Raw genomic sequence first — 14,783 nt, forward strand, 5'->3', positions numbered from 1 at the left:
TGGGCTGCCGCATTGTGCGCTCGACGCTGCGGCGCTTCCAGCGCATTCGCGTTACCCTTATGCCCTTCGCTGCGGTATGCGTCTTACTTTGTCTTACAGCCCCTGCTTCATGCCCACCCTGCAACATGTCGACCTGCGCACCGACCCCGCCGCGCGCCCCTTCGTCAAGGACGAGACCGTCCAGGTCGATTTCGCCACGCAGCCCGGCGAGCTGATGAGCCTGGAAGGCCCCAACCGCTATGCGCCCGGCGATGCCCTCATCACGGGTTCAACGGGTGAGCGCTGGGTGGTCTCGCGCGAGCGCTTCGATGCCAAGTACCTGCCGGCAGACACATCGCTCACGCATGGATTGGCCGGCGCGTATCGCAACCGCCCGAGCGTGGTGCTCGCCAAGCAGATGCGCGAGCCTTTCTCGATGGCCCGATCCGAAGCGGGCGACGTGCTGCACGGGCAAGCCGGAGACTGGGTCCTGCAATACGCCCCCGGTGATTACGGCGTCGTGCAGGCACAGCGCTTCGCCAAGGTCTATCGCCCAGCGTAAGGCGGCGGTCCTGCTGCGCTATTGCGCCGTCTGCTGGCGCTCAACCTCGTGGTGCTTCATCTGCAGGTAGTCCTGCCGTTCAACTTCGTGCAACTGCTGCGGATACTGCTCGGTGGCACTGAACCACGTTGTCAGCCGCTGCTGCAGGCGCTTGTCCGACGGTGCGGAGAGCGATTTCAGATACGCATCGATGGCGAGGTAGTAGCGCATCGTGTTGCGCTCCAGCAGGCCGCGTACGCCGCCCACGTATTCGGGCGCCGCGCCCGGCGACTCGGCCGCCTTGGTAAAGCCGACCTTGTTGCTGCCGGCGGTGGCAAGGTACGTGCGCATCGCCAGCCGGCCAGCAGTGCCATAGCCATACGTATAGGTCAGGTGCAGGAAGGTGTGATTGCCGCCGGCCGGTGAGGGAATCGCCTCCAGCACGATGCGGTAATCCCTTGTGCTGAATGGGCCGGAATCCGCACTGAGTTCCACACGGAAATAGTCCGCATTGCTGACGACCGGGTGATAGCCGAATTCAAGGCGGTAGCTGCTGGAAAGCGTCTGCTCCACCTTGCGGCCCAGGTTCACGTCGAGCACGCCTGCGCTGGCGCCCGACGCGGCATGGCAGTACTTGATGTTCAGATGCAGGATCAGCACATCGCACCAGTTGGCGGGGCCTTGCGCCGGGTCGCCCAGCGCGCCGCTCACGGTGGCAAACGGGTAATCGACCACGCTGTAGATGTCGCCCTTGAGCATGTTGGGCGTCTCGGTCGATTCCAGCGCCAGCGGGCGATGGAACGCGTTGTCGGCCAGTTGCTGTGCGAGGCTCTGATATTTGTCGCGCAAGGCTTGCCCGCCTTCGGCCGCCCACGCTTGCGCACACAGGCCAACCGCAATCAGCAAAACAATGCATCGGCAAAACAAGACGGGGGAATGGAGTCTGGCGTGCATGCTGTTCTCGTCGGGCGTGATCTGCATTCTAGGAGAGCCGAATGCAACAGGCCCAGCAACAAGCGATCCACATGCCTGGCAGGTCGTGCGGCGTTCTGTCATCACGGCGGGAGACCGGGCCGCCCGTTAAAATGGAGGCATTCACCTCTCGCGCCATCCGGCACCAATTCGGCACCATGCTCTCCCCGCTTGCAACGCTGCGCGAACGCATCGCCAATCAGGTCCGCGGTCTGACGCGCCCCACCGGTGGCCTCACGCTCGACATCGCCTCGCCGCCCGGCGACCCCGGCCTGTTCGGCCCAGATGCCGTCTGCTGGCAGGTCCATGCCGACTTCCCATCGATGATGGCGGGTGGCATCAGTGCCTTGCTGCTGCAGGCGCTGCACCCGCGTGCCCTGGCCGGCGTGTGGGATCACTCCAACTTCCGAGAAGACCTGCAAGGGCGCCTGGGCCGCACCGCTCAGTTCGTGGCCGGCACCACCTACGGCAGCCGGCACGACGCGCTGACACTGATCGAACACGTCAAAGTCATCCACGGCCGCATCCAGGGCATTGCCCCCGATGGGCGCCCCTATTCCGCCAACGATCCGGATCTGCTCACCTGGGTGCACGTGGCTGAAATGTCGAGCTTCCTGGCGGGCTATCTGCGCTATGTGGATGGCAGCCTGAGCGGTGCCAATCAGGACCGCTACTTTGAAGAGACCGCATTGATTGCCGAACTGCTGGGCGCTGCCGACGTACCGAAATCACGCGCAGCGGTGCAGGCTTACCTGAACGCGATGCGCGCCGAACTGGTGGCAAGCGATCGCACCCGCGCCGTGGTGGAAGTCTTGATGACATGGCAGGCACCACGGCCGGGGCTGCAACCGGCGGTGCGCCTTTTTCTCGACGCCGGCATCCAGTTGTTGCCGCCGTGGGCCACGCAGATGCTGCAACTGGAGCGCCCACCGTTGCGCGCCGCCTTCAGCGCAGCTGCCATGCGCACCGTGGCGCCGACGCTGCGCTGGGCGCTGCATGACGGCAGCGTCGTGCGCCGTGCCCGGCGCCGGGCACTCGCGCCGAGCATTTCGTAGCGATTAATCCACCACTGCGTGCGCGACTGACACCTTGCCGCGCAGCGCTTTTTCCTCAAGCCGCACAATCAACAGCGGCGAGATGACCGACACGGCTGCAGCAAAGAAGAACAGATGGCGGAACGCCGTCTCGCCCTCGCGTTGCAAAGCTTGTGCGTTGGCACTGTTGCTGGCAAGCGCCGCGTGGAACAAATCCATCAGCAGATCCCCACCAGCAGCCACCTGCGCCTCTGGCGCGGCCTGACGCAGCAGCGCGATCAGCACCGACGTGAGCACCGCCACGCCCACCGCGCCACCCAGCAGGCGTGAGAACGCCGTGAGCGCCGTGGCCAGCCCCACGGTTTCCGGCGGGACGGCATTCTGCGTCGCCACCAGCCCGGTCGGGAACTGCACGCCAATCGCCAAGCCCAGCACGATCATCGCCAAGGTCAGAGCCAGCACGCTGTGCGGGTCCAGCAAACCCAGTGAAGCCACGGCAAACGGCACCACGCAGGCACCACAGATCATCAGCGGCTTGTAGCGGCCGCTGTGCGTCATCCACTTGCCGGCAAGGAAGGCCCCAAACGGAATCGACAGCGTAAGCGGCACCAGACGCAGTGCGGCGGCATCGGGGCTGGCACCCGCCACCATCTGAAAGCGCAGCGGCATCAACACCGACGTGGCGATCAGTTGGAAGAAGCACAGGAACAGCGCCAGGCAGCAGATCGTGACCGTGCGCACACGGAACATCGACAGCGGAATGATCGGCTCGGCCGCGCGGTTTTCCTGCCAGACGAAGGCGCCCAGCACCACCACCGCCCCCACCAGCAGCCCGAGGTTGTCGGGCTGCATGAGCGGCACGCCCTGGCCCACGCGCGTGATCATGATCAGCAGCGCGGTCAACCCCACGGCAAACAGCACGACACCCGGCACGTCGATCGGGCGACGCTGATGCGCCACCGGCAGGTGTCGCAGTGCGCGGCGTACCACCACCAATGCGACGAGTCCCAGCGGCAGGTTGATCCAGAAGATCCAGCGCCAAGACAGGTAGTGCGTCAGGTAGCCGCCGATCACCGGGCCGGCCAGGCTGGCCATGGCCCACATGCCGCTCACGTAGCCCTGGTAGCGGCCGCGCTCGCGCAACGGCACCACGTCGGCAATGGTGGCCTGAGCCACCGAGATCAGCCCGCCGCCGCCGAGCCCCTGCAGCACGCGCGCCACCAGCAGCATCGGCATGCTGGTCGCCAGCGCACACGCCACCGAGGCCAGCACGAACAGCGCAATGGCCGTCGTCAGCATGGCGCGACGGCCATACAGATCGCTCAGCTTTCCGTAGATGGGCGTGACCACGGTGGAGGCCACGAGGTAGGCCGATACCAGCCACGCCATCAGCGCAAAACCGTTGAACTCCCCCGCGATGACGGGCAACGCCACCGCGACAATCGTTTGCTCCAGTGCGCCCAGCAAGATGGCGAGCATCAGGCCGCCCATCACCACCATCACCGGAATCTCGGGCACCGGCGGTGCATCGAGCGAGGCGGCCAACGGCGTGGTCGCGGTATCGGGGGTGGGCGATTCGAGGTTCGGGCGGGAGGACATGGAGACGCGTGCGAGCACCCTGGAGGCGTCACACAAAGGCAGGAACGAAGCCCCTGATGATACTGCCGATCCGAATTCGTTGCAGCGTCAACGATTGAGGTTGACGTCGTCGCCCTCGTAGCAGCGGGTGAGCACCTTTTCGGTCAATGGGGGCATTTCCGCCGCCAGCAGTTCGATAAATGCGCGCACCGCCGGCACCAGCCCGCGCCGCGACGGAAACACCGCGTGAAACTGGTGCGTTTGCAGCTTGTAGTCGGCCAGCAATTGCACGAGCCGGCCTTCCTGCAGCGCTTCAGCACACACGTTGTACGGCAGCCGCCCCACCCCCACGCCGCCGATGGCGCTCAGGCCGAGCAGGCGAAGGTCATCGGTGGCGAGCACCGCTTGGCATTCGATCTCAACGGCCGCACCATCCGGCGCGGTCAGGCGCCAGCGCGATCGTTCACCGCTGAGGGACCCCAACCACAGTCCGGCCACACCCTGCAGTGATTCCGGTGTGTCGAACGGCCCGTGCTCGGCCACAAACTCGGGGCTGGCGACCAGCACCTGATGGCTCACACCAAAGGTCCGCACGATCAGGTTGGAATCGTCCAGCGTCGAGCGCACGCGCAATGCCACGTCATACCCCTCGCCAATCACATCCACCCGGCGGTTGGTCACGTCCAGCTCCAGGCGCACGTCCGGATGGGCACGCAGGAATCTCGGTATGACCGGTGCCAGAAACAGGCTCGACACGCCCACGGGGCAACTCACGCGCAAGCGGCCTGAGGGCTTCTCTCCAGCATGCTCGGCCACTTCCAGAGCGGCGCGCGCGGCCTGGGTCATGGTCTCGCAATGCGCATAGAACGCTGAGCCGACATCGGTGACGTGCACCGCACGCGTTGACCGCTGCAGCAGCCGCACGCCCAGCCGCGCCTCCAGATCTGCCACGCGGCGGCTCACGCGCGACTTGGGGATACCCAATGCCCGCGCGGCGCCGGAAAAGCTGCCGTGCGTCACTACGCTGGCAAACAGGACGAGGTCGTTCAGGTCTTCCATGGCCGTTCTCCGAGATCCACGCGCATTGTCTCACCCATAGAACGATGTGTGTCGATTCGACCCACTACTGGAACTTGGTGCGCCGCACTATCTTTGCAGCAACCCACCTTTTTCTTGGAGAGACACCATGCAAGTCCTTCACATCGATTCCAGCATCCTCGGCGACGCTTCGGCCTCGCGCATCCTGACCGCTGCCATCGTCGACGAACTGCGCCGTGAAAACCCCGACGCCATCGTCGCCCGCCGTGACCTGGCCGTGGAAGCCATCCCCCACCTGGACGGCGCCATTGCCGCTGGCTTCCGTGCCACGGGCAGCAACGATTTTGACGATGCCACCCGTGCTGAACACGCCCGCTCGGAAGCACTGGTCAACGAACTGCTCGCCAGCGACGTGATCGTGGTTGGCGCCCCCATGTACAACTTCTCGGTACCGAGCCAGCTCAAGGCCTGGGTTGACCGCGTGGCGCAAGCCGGCCGTACGTTCAAGTACACGGAAAAGGGCCCGGCTGGCCTGGCAGGCGGCAAGAAGGTCATCGTCGCGTCGACGCGCGGCGGTGTGTATTCGACCGGTCCGGCCGCAGGGTTGGACTTTCAGGAAGCCTATCTGAAGGCGGTGTTCGGCTTCTTCGGCATTACCGACGTGCAATTCGTGCGCGCTGAAGGCCTGGCCATGGGCCCGGATGCCCGTACGCAAGCCATGGAAGCCGCACACACTGCGATGCGCGACGTGGTGAACCAGACCGTGGCAGCCTAAGCGAAACCAAGCGCGACGCGACAAAGCGCGTCGCCGAGGATTCTTGCAACGCCTAAACGGGCGCCTGCAGCAATGCGGCGCCCGTTTTGCATGGGCAAGCAGAATGCAGAAAAGGCCCGGCCCGGTGGCTTATTCGTCGCGGTGTTCGCGCGCCTGATGGATGGCTTCCAGGGCACGGCGCGTACGCAACTTGCGCCACATCACCGGCACGACAATCGCAGTGGCGATCAGGCACGGCACAGCCCAGGCAATGGTGGATTCCAGAAAAGTCGTCATGATGCGTTCCCCCCAACACATAGTGCCGACGCGCGCGGTCAGGTTGGCGCGCATCGCGTAGTCCCCGCAGGGCGTCGTTGCGCCCTGACATGTCTCTAAGAACAGCTATCGGCGCCGGGTTTTCAGACTTGAATGCCCAACGTTTGCTGTTTGATGTATTTCCTGCCTATCGCGGCAATCTGTCAATAGATTGACGATAAGTTTGTAGAACGTTGTGGCGTGCCCCTGACAGGCCTGCATCGGCGTGGCGCGGCGTCTCTTCGACATACGCAGCTCCACGGTCTGCTCGCAAAGGTAACGGCAAGTTACGGCAGCCGATGCGCGAGCGCGGCAACGACAACCCAAGCCGTCGATTGGCAGCCCAGGCATCGCAGTTTTGCTTACAAACGGTAAAGCGCGGTTGCGAGGCATTTCCATAGAGTGAGGCCAAGTCCACCAACACACCCGGAGCCTCATCATGAAACGCACGATTGCCCTACTGATCCTTGCCGCTGCTGCCGCAGCCTCGCTGAGCGCCTGCGTGGTCGTACCGGCCGGCGGCTACTACGGCCCGCACTACTATCACCCGTACTACCGCGGTTATTGATCGCCGGGGCATATGCCCGGCTGATCAGTCACCGGCGTCGGCGCTGCCGGCTTGCTCGTTCTCAGCGGGGGATTGCTGTGCGCGTCCCTCGGCAAAGGCCTTGCGGATCAGCGCGCCACATGCCGCACTGCGCACGTAGGCACGCGGGGCAAGCGTCTCGCGCACGATCATGCCGTAGTAGCGCTTGTCGGCGGTGACCCACGGATAGAAGCCGAACGCTCCGGGTGAGCTGAACGCCCGATCGCCGCCGGGCTGGTCTTCAATCCAGTAGTTGAGCGCGTAGTGCCACGGCAGCGCGGCGGGCGTACTCACTGCGGTGGGGCAACTGCCGGGCTCGGTGCATACAGCATGCCGACCGAGCATCTTGCCGAGCAGGTAATCGCCCCGGATCAGCCGGCGCAGAAACTGCCCGTACGCCGCCGGCGTGGCGATCATGCCGCCAGCCGGCTCCGGCGCCAAGTACTTGATGCCGAGCGGTTTGTCGGCATCCCGCATGCCGGGCGTGTGGCCAAGCTCGCGATCCAATTCGTCACTAAGCGTAGCCGCATCGGCGCTGCCCAAACCGAGGTCGACCAGCAGCTTCTGGTCATGACCGCCGTTGTAGCTGAACCGGCCAACATGGCCCGGTGTGAAGGCATCGTTGCGCCCACGACGGAAGCAGCTCTGCACCGTGTCATTGCGATTGCAGAGGAGCGGATTGAGCGCGTCATAGCCCGAGCGCATGGTGAGCGCGTCGATCTCGACCGGCGTGAGCTTGCCGCGCATGCGCTCGACCACGTAGGCGCCAAACACCCACTTGGAGGCAGACGCGAGCCGCACCGTCTTGTTAGCGCCAATGCGCTGACCCTGCTGGCCTTGCATGAGCACGCCGCTGGCGTCGCCGATTTCCCAGTAGTAGTCGCCCAGGCGCTGGCAATAACCAGCGTGCGCCAGTGTCGATTCAACAGCGGCACGGCGCGTCGCCAGACTCGGCTCCTGCGCACAGGCCGCGTCCGTCATGCCAATGACCCCGACTGCCCCCACGGCTGCCAGCACGGCGGCCGAACAGTGGCCAAGCCCTGCCAGCGCCCGAGGCTTCCGGGCGCGTTTTGCTTCCGTCATGTGTGGTTTCCTGCTTTTTTATGGTGTTTTGTAGCCGCCAGCACTCTACCGCGTGTTGGTGGCGTTTCCTACCTCGTGACGTTGACATCGCACCGCAACATCCGAGCGTTGGAAATGGGGCACGACTCTAGTCGTCCCACCTTGCGGGATGATTGTCTGGTTTGCCTCCGATTCGCTTGAAACGTAAGCGTTTGCGTCTCCGATAATCGCCTTCGCAACCCAAAACACCTCAGCATATTCCCTCCCTCATTAGGTCTTAGATCACACAGACGTGAGCCAAATGGAGTAGAGAAATCATGCCAAGGCGCACTAGCGCTCCGCGTAGAGTGTCCTAGAATGCAACCAAAGAAAAACAGAATTAAACAAAACTAAATTCACAGCAAAACAAGGCTGTCGGGAGCAAGCCATGGGAACGATGAAACGGGGAAGCGTGGGACTGTCAGCCCGCTTGGGGTGGGAACGACACACTGCCAACTGGCAGGTCATTCCAACGCGACGGCGCTTGTTTCAAACGTCACGCCTTCCGCCGACACGTATTCCTGTTATTTTGCTCTGGCTGCTGGTGATTTCCATCGCAATTGGTATCGGCCGTGTGCTGCTGCAGCGATTGTGGTGACCATAACAATATTGAAGAGCATCTGTACGGGGAAGGTCGCAGCGCGAGAGTGAATTTGTCGTCAAACACCGAATTGATAGACCGCATAACGGCACCGAGGGATAGTCCGACCCGCTTCACTGGGTCAATTGCGTCCAGATGGTATGGGTATCTGGACCATCGTCTTCCCTCCTTTCGGAAACCACGCTCCCGCATGTGATCAATGCGCCGCGAAAGCGGTATGTGGGGCACGCCGCCCAAGCAGCGTGCCTGATCATTGGGGGGAGCATCATGAACATCTCGTTTACCGGTAAGACTTTCAGGTCTGTGGGAGACCTGTTCTTCCAAGCCATCGTCGACGGCAAGGTCGTGAGTTGTTTTGTCACATCCGAAGCCCTGTCGCTGTGCGATTGCGCACATCAAAAAGCCACTGCCGAAGACGTCTATCGCAGCTACCGCGACTGGATCGAGCAGGCCGCATCGGATCTGATCCGTGCGGGCGCGCTTGCCCCGGTGATCGTGCGCGGCCGTGATCTGGCGGCTTCGCGTGCATCGCTGCCGCATGGCGGTGTGCCGGCGTACGACCTGGATCGCGCGCGCCAGCTGCGTTTGGTCCCGCGTTCGTCGCGCTAGACAGCCTTCTCAAACAGCCTCGCGCAGTACGAAGCATGCGGCCTCGGGGGGGCAGCATGCTTGTCTGCACCGGGTGTGCGGGCGTCGTCGGTATCAATCCGCTGGAAAATCGTCTTCCCAGTATTCCTGAGCGTTGCGGCCTGTTTCAGGGCGAGCGGCTTCGCGCAGGCGCAATTCGACGCGCCGGATCTTGCCCGAGATGGTTTTGGGCAAATCCGCAAACTCGATGCGCCGCACGCGCTTGTAAGAAGCCAGCCGGCTCTGGCAGAAGCGCAGGATGTCGCGCGCCAGTTCGGGCCCAGGCTCGTGCCCGGCACGCAGCACCAAGAAGGCTTTCGGCACGGCCAGCCGCACGGGGTCGGGACTCGGTACGACGGCGGCCTCGGCGATGGCAGGGTGCTCGATCAGCACGCTCTCCAGCTCGAACGGGCTCACGCGATAGTCCGACGCCTTGAACACATCGTCGGCACGGCCAACGTAGGTGAGGTAGCCGTTCGCATCGCGCGCAGCAATGTCGGAGGTGTGATACACGCCACCGCGCATGGCCTCAGCCGTTTTTTCGGCATTGCCGGCATAGCCCGCCATCAACGCCAGCGGACGTGATTTCAATTCGATGCAGATCTCTCCCTCGCTGGCTTCGTTGCCGTCAGGGTCGCGCAAGGTGATTTGATAGCCTGGCAGCGGCCGGCCCATCGAGCCCGGCTTGACCGGCTGCCCCGGGCTGTTGCCGACCTGGCAGGTGGTCTCGGTCTGGCCGTAGCCATCCCGGATCGTGATGCCCCAGGCCGCGCGAACACGCTCAATCACCTCGGGGTTGAGCGGCTCGCCTGCGCCAACGAGTTCACGCAGCGCGGGCTTCCAGGCCACCAGGTCTTCCTGGATCAACATGCGCCACACCGTGGGCGGTGCGCACAGCGTGGTGACCTTGGCACGGCATAGCACATCGAGCGTGGCCTTGGCGTCAAAGCGCGCGTAGTTGTAGACGAACACGGTGGCACCGGCATTCCACGGCGCGAAGAAGCAGCTCCAGGCGTGCTTGGCCCAGCCGGGCGAACTGATATTCCAGTGCACATCGCCCGGGCGCAGACCAATCCAGTACAGCGTGGAAAGATGCCCCACTGGATAGCTCGCGTGCGTGTGCATCACCAGCTTGGGCTTGGAAGTGGTACCGGAGGTGAAATACAGCAGCAGCGGATCGCTCGCCTGCGTTGGCGCGTCAGGTGTGAACTCGGGCGCGGCGCCGTAGGCATCTTCAAAGCGGTGCCAACCTGCAGGCGCCTTGTCCGTACCCACTGCGATGCACGTAAAGGTGCCCGACACGGCATCGAGCTTGGCGCAATCCGCCCCACCCACGATCACGTGCCGCACGTCGCCCATAGCAATGCGCTCGCGCAGGTCTTCGGCCGTCAGCAGCGTCGTTGCGGGAATGATGACAGTCCCAAGTTTGATGCTGGCGAGCATCACATCCCACAGCGCGGGCACATTGCCGAGCATGAGCAGGACGCGATCTCCGCGCTGCACGCCCAGCGCGCGCAAGTGGTTGGCCACGCGGGCGGAACGCTCGGCCATCTGCGCAAACGACAGGCGTGTTTCGTTGCCCTGGTCGTCGAGCACCCAGAGGGCGATCGCGTTGTTGCCGCGCGCCATGGCGTCGAAATAATCGAGCGCCCAGTTAAAGCGATCCAGCACAGGCCATGCGAAATCGCGTACGGCGGTGTCGTAGTCCTCACGGTGCGCGAGCAGAAAATCGCGGCACCGCAGGAATGCATCCAGCGAGGTCATGCCTGTCTCCTGTGATTGGATTGCACGCCTATTTGGACAACTCGGTCCGGGCGCTTAAAAAACGCACCAGCAACTGCCACACCCACTTATAGAAGGAAAGTCTCCACCAGACCAGCCCGGGAACACCCGGGCCACATGCTCATCGGCTCATTGCGAGCGCGGCGGAAAGCGAAGAAAACGACCACCACCCAGACTCAGCCATGCCCAGGCCGTGGCCGCAGCCACCGCACCCAGCACGGCGGCCCATTGTGCGCAGACCAGCATCAACTCGATCGTGCCCGACATGCCCGGCAGGATCTGTGGCCAGGCGGGTTCCAGCCAGCCATCGGCGTCGAACCACGCTCCACGCCCGGCGCCCGTTGCCAGCTCCACCGCCAGCAGCGCTGCGTTGATGGCCGCGAATGCCATGCCGCTGTGTGTCAGCACGCGGCTGAACACCGGCAGTTCATACAGGGGCTTGAGATGCTGGATATGCCGGGTCAACGTCCATGCGCAGACGATCAGCAGCGCGACGCTGAGCGCCGCCATTGGCGCCGGGCTGCGCAGGCACACGCCCAGCGCGATCCACGCCAGCGCGTTGATCTCGTGGCGCCGATAGATACGCAGTGCACGCGCGGCGTGCAGCAGGCCAATCGGGGGAACACCGGCAGAAGCCATGATGTGCTCCATGAGCGGAAGGTTGGTGCGGTGCCGCACGTCTTCCATGCGTCCCGCAACTGTTTTTGCAGTGTACCGACGCGTTTTCACCGGCGCGAGTTCAAACAGCGCTCCTCCTCCGAATGACGGACGGGCACCACGCTCAGGCCTCGCGCAAATGCTCGATCAGTTGCCGCGCGAAGACCGGCAGGTCATCAAAACTGCGCACGCAGATACGCAGCAGGCGTGTCGCCCAGGCGTCGGTCAAGCGCACGCGGCGAATCCCCATTGAGCGCTGCAGCCGGATGGCCGCGTGCTCGGGAATCACGCCGACACCCACGTTGCGCTCCACCATCCGGCACACCGCATCAAAGCTGCGCAACCGCACGCGATACTTGAGCCGATAGCCAGCACGCGCAGCATGGCCCGCCAGATAAGCCTGCAGTGCGTTATCGCCGGTCAGGCCGACAAAGGCCTCCTGCAATGTCTCGACGAAAGCCAGTTCGCGGCGCTCGGCCAACGGATGATCACGCGCAGTGACCAGCACAAGGCGGTCGTGGCGAAATGGAAACGTCTCAAGCCCCGATAGATCCACCGCATCGTTGACGATGCCGATGTCGGCCCGCCCCTGTGCAATCGCCTCAACAATTTCATGGCTGACCAGCTCTTCCAGGTCGATGTCGACCTCGGGGTGGGCAGCCAGGAAGGCGCTCAGTGTTTCGGGCAGAAACTCGGTCATGGCAGCCGTGTTGGACAGCAGCCGCACGTAGCCCTTCAGCCCTCGCGCGTATTCGCCCAGCTCGCCGCGCATACGATCCATTTGCTGCAAAACGACGCGCGCGTGGTGCGCCAGCGTTCGGCCGGCAGCGGTGGTTTCCACACCGCGCCGGTTGCGCGTCAGCAGCGGCGCGCCCAAGGTTTCCTCCATGCCACGGATACGCGCGCTGGCGGAAGCCAGCGTCAAGTGCGAACGCTCGGCGCCGGCGGTCATGCTGCCAGCCTCGGCGGTATGCAGAAAAAGTCGCAAATCAGTCAGGTCGAAGCGCATGGCGAGGTGAAATTGGCTTTAGCCTCAGTCTTACCCTGAGGCTGGATCAATGTATCGCAGATTGTGGCGGGGTCGCCAGTGGCAGAAACTGAGGCATCTTCCAACGCAACACCCCAACACATTTCTCGCCCCCAAATGGAATCCGCCACGCTGCTGCTGTTTGGCGCGGGCCTGCTCGCCGGCATGATGAATGCCTTGGCGGGCGGCGGCTCGTTCGTCACCCTGCCCGCGCTCATGTTTGCCGGCGTGCCGTCGGTTGCAGCCAATGCATCGAGCACGGTTGCGCTGCTGCCCGGTGCGGCCACTTCTGCGTGGGCGTATCGGAGTGACTATCGCGGGTTCGAGCAGGTCTCGATGCGTGCCATGGTGGCGGTCAGCCTAGTTGGTGGCTTGGCGGGCGCGCTGCTGCTGATGAACACGTCCTCGCGGGCATTCGATTTCATCGTGCCGTGGCTGTTGCTGGTAGGCACGCTGGCGTTCACGTTCGGCAAGCAGGCCGGGGCGTGGCTACGACAGCGCGTACAGATCAACCGGACGATGCTGCTGGTCGCCCAAGGCGGGCTGGCCATCTACGGCGGTTACTTTGGCGGCGCGGTGGGGATCATGATGGTGGCGGTCTGGGCACTGTTCGGCCACGACGACATCAAAGCACTGAATGCCTCGCGCACGCTGCTGGTGGGTGCCACCAATCTGGTGGCCGTGCTCTGCTTCGCCCTGGCCAGAATGGTCTGGTGGCCCCAGACGCTGATCATGCTGGTGGCCGCTGCACTGGGCGGCTATCTGGGGGCGCACGTCGGCAAGCGCCTGCCCGTGCCAGTCGTACGGGCGTTGATTTCGACCTTCGGCTTTTCGATGACGGCGTTGCTGTTCTGGCGCGCCTGGTCCCACGCTTGAGCATGAGGAGAACCGCCATGTCAGACATGCAGCCTCATCCGACCCACCGTACACGCGCACCGCGCGCGCATCGCGATGCGATGCCGATGCACCTCCCGCGCCACGCCACGCACGCTGCTTGGCATACCCGACCCAACGAAGCAGCGCCTCCAGAGCCGGAAATGGCCGGCGCACAAACGGTGTTCTATATCGCGCGCGGTATCGCCGTCCTGCTCGCTGCGATTGCCGTCGGCCTGGGCTCGGCTTCCAGCAAAACGGAACGGCCGGTCGCATACCCCACTTCGTCGCACGCGACAACGCGTTGAAGGCGCGTTATCATCCGCCCCCGCGGCGTGGACCGGGCAAAGAAAAAGCCCGCGGGCCGGGGGGCGAGCGGGCTTAACATCTTCAGCCTTTGACGACGAAAGATGGTCGGGTGTGCTTTGTGAACGAGCAATGCGCCGGAATTCACAAAGCGAGGCCATTATAAAAAGTACACGTCCCCTGCCATACCCCAACAACGAGGGGGGTCCGCGCCGTTTTCTTTAAGGACTGTTCACACTCCCGATAAGGGACGCGTCTCAGCCGACCACCTGACCGACGGATGCTCTCAAGCGCGGGCGTTGGCTTCCGACATCACGCGGATGCTGCGCTCGATGCGGATCTGCACGATCAGCATCACCAGCATGATGAACGCCGAGAACAGTGCGGCAATCATGTACAGCGAGATATAGACGCCCGAGCGCTTGCCGCTGGCATCCAGCTTGGCTTCATCCTTCGCGTTGGAGATGCGCTCCTTCTCGGTGGCGTAGGCCATGTGGTAGTCCACAAACACCTTGTTGACGATCGCGTAGAACGCTTCGCTCGTCTTGGCTTGCTTGGCCACGTCGGCACGGCCCAGCACTTGGTCCAGATACGCCGTTTGCGAGGTCAGGAACGGCTCGCCCTGGTCGGGGTCTTCCAGCGCACCGACCACCAGTTCATGCACTTCCGCCTTGTCGAACTGGAACGATGCACCCAGCAACGCCTTGCCATGCTTGTTGATGACGTCAGCCAGTGCCGCTTCCAGCTTGGCCGCACCGGGATGCGGCTTGGCAGCGTCATCGCTCGCACCCTCTGCCGCTTCGTCGTCGAGCTTGAAGGCCGAGGCCTTGATGTCGATGGCTTCCGAGACAGGCGCCGGCTTGGCGTTGTAGTCGCTCACCGCGTTCACGCCCAGCAACACCACGCCCACCAGCACGACCGTTGCCAGCGCCAGCACCAGAATCCGCATCAGTTGCAGATAACCACTTTCGACCTTATTGAGAACGCTCATTTCCCTGCCTTGTTGTTGAAT

Annotated in this window: 16 protein-coding genes; 7 read left to right on the forward strand and 9 right to left on the reverse strand. The window is 63.7% G+C overall.

What is annotated here, in order from left to right; genetic code table 11:
• Nucleotides 1-109 precede the first annotated feature (109 nt).
• Nucleotides 110-541, forward strand: a complete 432-nt coding sequence (locus tag JHD73_RS08475; RefSeq protein WP_199029708.1) for a PGDYG domain-containing protein — start codon at nt 110-112, stop codon at nt 539-541.
• An 18-nt stretch (nt 542-559) separates the two neighbouring features.
• Here JHD73_RS08475 and JHD73_RS08480 read toward each other — a convergent pair whose 3' ends face one another.
• Nucleotides 560-1,474 carry a hypothetical protein gene (locus JHD73_RS08480; protein WP_199029710.1) on the reverse strand — a complete coding sequence of 305 codons (915 nt, stop codon included), beginning with the start codon at nt 1,472-1,474 and terminating at the stop codon, nt 560-562.
• A 176-nt stretch (nt 1,475-1,650) separates the two neighbouring features.
• Between JHD73_RS08480 and JHD73_RS08485 the strand changes: the two genes are divergently transcribed.
• Nucleotides 1,651-2,547: an oxygenase MpaB family protein gene (locus JHD73_RS08485; protein WP_199029712.1), complete on the forward strand. Its 897-nt coding sequence runs from the start codon at nt 1,651-1,653 to the stop codon at nt 2,545-2,547.
• Between the two features lie 3 nt (nt 2,548-2,550).
• On the opposite strand, the gene JHD73_RS08490 is transcribed toward JHD73_RS08485, so the two are convergent.
• A complete protein-coding gene (locus tag JHD73_RS08490; RefSeq protein ID WP_199029714.1) occupies nt 2,551-4,125 on the reverse strand; it encodes an MDR family MFS transporter in 1,575 nt (524 codons plus the stop codon).
• An 87-nt stretch (nt 4,126-4,212) separates the two neighbouring features.
• Nucleotides 4,213-5,163 carry a LysR family transcriptional regulator gene (locus tag JHD73_RS08495; RefSeq protein ID WP_199029716.1) on the reverse strand — a complete coding sequence of 317 codons (951 nt, stop codon included), beginning with the start codon at nt 5,161-5,163 and terminating at the stop codon, nt 4,213-4,215.
• A 127-nt stretch (nt 5,164-5,290) separates the two neighbouring features.
• Here JHD73_RS08495 and JHD73_RS08500 point away from each other — a divergent pair, with 127 nt between their 5' ends.
• Nucleotides 5,291-5,917, forward strand: a complete 627-nt coding sequence (locus JHD73_RS08500) for an FMN-dependent NADH-azoreductase (protein WP_199029718.1) — start codon at nt 5,291-5,293, stop codon at nt 5,915-5,917.
• 129 nt (nt 5,918-6,046) lie between these two features.
• On the opposite strand, the gene JHD73_RS08505 is transcribed toward JHD73_RS08500, so the two are convergent.
• Entirely contained in the window at nt 6,047-6,193 is a 147-nt protein-coding gene (locus JHD73_RS08505; protein ID WP_167313284.1) for a hypothetical protein, read from the reverse strand.
• A gap of 457 nt (nt 6,194-6,650) precedes the next feature.
• On the opposite strand from JHD73_RS08505, the gene JHD73_RS29500 reads away from it, so the two are divergent.
• Nucleotides 6,651-6,779, forward strand: coding sequence for a hypothetical protein (locus JHD73_RS29500; protein ID WP_269848268.1), 129 nt, complete (start codon nt 6,651-6,653; stop codon nt 6,777-6,779).
• A gap of 24 nt (nt 6,780-6,803) precedes the next feature.
• Here JHD73_RS29500 and JHD73_RS08510 read toward each other — a convergent pair whose 3' ends face one another.
• Nucleotides 6,804-7,880 carry a hypothetical protein gene (locus tag JHD73_RS08510; RefSeq protein WP_199029720.1) on the reverse strand — a complete coding sequence of 359 codons (1,077 nt, stop codon included), beginning with the start codon at nt 7,878-7,880 and terminating at the stop codon, nt 6,804-6,806.
• A gap of 886 nt (nt 7,881-8,766) precedes the next feature.
• Between JHD73_RS08510 and JHD73_RS08515 the strand changes: the two genes are divergently transcribed.
• Nucleotides 8,767-9,108 (forward strand): DUF1488 family protein, encoded by a 342-nt coding sequence (locus JHD73_RS08515; protein ID WP_031328709.1) that lies wholly within the window; start codon nt 8,767-8,769, stop codon nt 9,106-9,108.
• 93 nt (nt 9,109-9,201) lie between these two features.
• Here JHD73_RS08515 and JHD73_RS08520 read toward each other — a convergent pair whose 3' ends face one another.
• The 3 genes from JHD73_RS08520 to JHD73_RS08530 form a co-directional block, all read right to left on the reverse strand.
• Nucleotides 9,202-10,890: an AMP-binding protein gene (locus tag JHD73_RS08520; RefSeq protein ID WP_199029722.1), complete on the reverse strand. Its 1,689-nt coding sequence runs from the start codon at nt 10,888-10,890 to the stop codon at nt 9,202-9,204.
• 147 nt (nt 10,891-11,037) lie between these two features.
• On the reverse strand, nt 11,038-11,595 hold the full coding sequence (locus JHD73_RS08525; RefSeq protein ID WP_233176848.1) for a hypothetical protein: 558 nt from the start codon (nt 11,593-11,595) through the stop codon (nt 11,038-11,040).
• Nucleotides 11,596-11,689: 94 nt separating this feature from the next.
• Complete coding sequence (locus JHD73_RS08530) at nt 11,690-12,574, reverse strand: LysR substrate-binding domain-containing protein (protein WP_199029724.1); 885 nt, start codon at nt 12,572-12,574, stop codon at nt 11,690-11,692.
• A gap of 135 nt (nt 12,575-12,709) precedes the next feature.
• On the opposite strand from JHD73_RS08530, the gene JHD73_RS08535 reads away from it, so the two are divergent.
• Both JHD73_RS08535 and JHD73_RS08540 read left to right on the forward strand, forming a co-directional pair.
• On the forward strand, nt 12,710-13,468 hold the full coding sequence (locus tag JHD73_RS08535; protein WP_199029726.1) for a sulfite exporter TauE/SafE family protein: 759 nt from the start codon (nt 12,710-12,712) through the stop codon (nt 13,466-13,468).
• A 17-nt stretch (nt 13,469-13,485) separates the two neighbouring features.
• A complete protein-coding gene (locus JHD73_RS08540) occupies nt 13,486-13,773 on the forward strand; it encodes a hypothetical protein (protein WP_199029728.1) in 288 nt (95 codons plus the stop codon).
• Nucleotides 13,774-14,057: 284 nt separating this feature from the next.
• Here the strand turns inward: JHD73_RS08540 and JHD73_RS08545 are convergent, their stop codons facing one another.
• Nucleotides 14,058-14,762, reverse strand: coding sequence for a hypothetical protein (locus JHD73_RS08545; protein ID WP_199029730.1), 705 nt, complete (start codon nt 14,760-14,762; stop codon nt 14,058-14,060).
• Between the last annotated feature and the right edge of the window lie 21 nt (nt 14,763-14,783).

Origin of the sequence: Ralstonia sp. ASV6, assembly GCF_016429285.1 — a bacterium.
Lineage (GTDB): Bacteria > Pseudomonadota > Gammaproteobacteria > Burkholderiales > Burkholderiaceae > Ralstonia > Ralstonia flaminis.

What these genes read in the sequence shown, in the direction of transcription:
- JHD73_RS08475 (WP_199029708.1), top strand. Translation starts at nt 110, where the DNA reads ATGCCCACCCTGCAACATGTCGACCTGCGCACCGACCCCGCCGCGCGC.
- JHD73_RS08480 (WP_199029710.1), bottom strand. Translation starts at nt 1,474, where the DNA reads ATGCACGCCAGACTCCATTCCCCCGTCTTGTTTTGCCGATGCATTGTT.
- JHD73_RS08485 (WP_199029712.1), top strand. Translation starts at nt 1,651, where the DNA reads ATGCTCTCCCCGCTTGCAACGCTGCGCGAACGCATCGCCAATCAGGTC.
- JHD73_RS08490 (WP_199029714.1), bottom strand. Translation starts at nt 4,125, where the DNA reads ATGTCCTCCCGCCCGAACCTCGAATCGCCCACCCCCGATACCGCGACC.
- JHD73_RS08495 (WP_199029716.1), bottom strand. Translation starts at nt 5,163, where the DNA reads ATGGAAGACCTGAACGACCTCGTCCTGTTTGCCAGCGTAGTGACGCAC.
- JHD73_RS08500 (WP_199029718.1), top strand. Translation starts at nt 5,291, where the DNA reads ATGCAAGTCCTTCACATCGATTCCAGCATCCTCGGCGACGCTTCGGCC.
- JHD73_RS08505 (WP_167313284.1), bottom strand. Translation starts at nt 6,193, where the DNA reads ATGACGACTTTTCTGGAATCCACCATTGCCTGGGCTGTGCCGTGCCTG.
- JHD73_RS29500 (WP_269848268.1), top strand. Translation starts at nt 6,651, where the DNA reads ATGAAACGCACGATTGCCCTACTGATCCTTGCCGCTGCTGCCGCAGCC.
- JHD73_RS08510 (WP_199029720.1), bottom strand. Translation starts at nt 7,880, where the DNA reads ATGACGGAAGCAAAACGCGCCCGGAAGCCTCGGGCGCTGGCAGGGCTT.
- JHD73_RS08515 (WP_031328709.1), top strand. Translation starts at nt 8,767, where the DNA reads ATGAACATCTCGTTTACCGGTAAGACTTTCAGGTCTGTGGGAGACCTG.
- JHD73_RS08520 (WP_199029722.1), bottom strand. Translation starts at nt 10,890, where the DNA reads ATGACCTCGCTGGATGCATTCCTGCGGTGCCGCGATTTTCTGCTCGCG.
- JHD73_RS08525 (WP_233176848.1), bottom strand. Translation starts at nt 11,595, where the DNA reads ATGGAAGACGTGCGGCACCGCACCAACCTTCCGCTCATGGAGCACATC.
- JHD73_RS08530 (WP_199029724.1), bottom strand. Translation starts at nt 12,574, where the DNA reads ATGCGCTTCGACCTGACTGATTTGCGACTTTTTCTGCATACCGCCGAG.
- JHD73_RS08535 (WP_199029726.1), top strand. Translation starts at nt 12,710, where the DNA reads ATGGAATCCGCCACGCTGCTGCTGTTTGGCGCGGGCCTGCTCGCCGGC.
- JHD73_RS08540 (WP_199029728.1), top strand. Translation starts at nt 13,486, where the DNA reads ATGTCAGACATGCAGCCTCATCCGACCCACCGTACACGCGCACCGCGC.
- JHD73_RS08545 (WP_199029730.1), bottom strand. Translation starts at nt 14,762, where the DNA reads ATGAGCGTTCTCAATAAGGTCGAAAGTGGTTATCTGCAACTGATGCGG.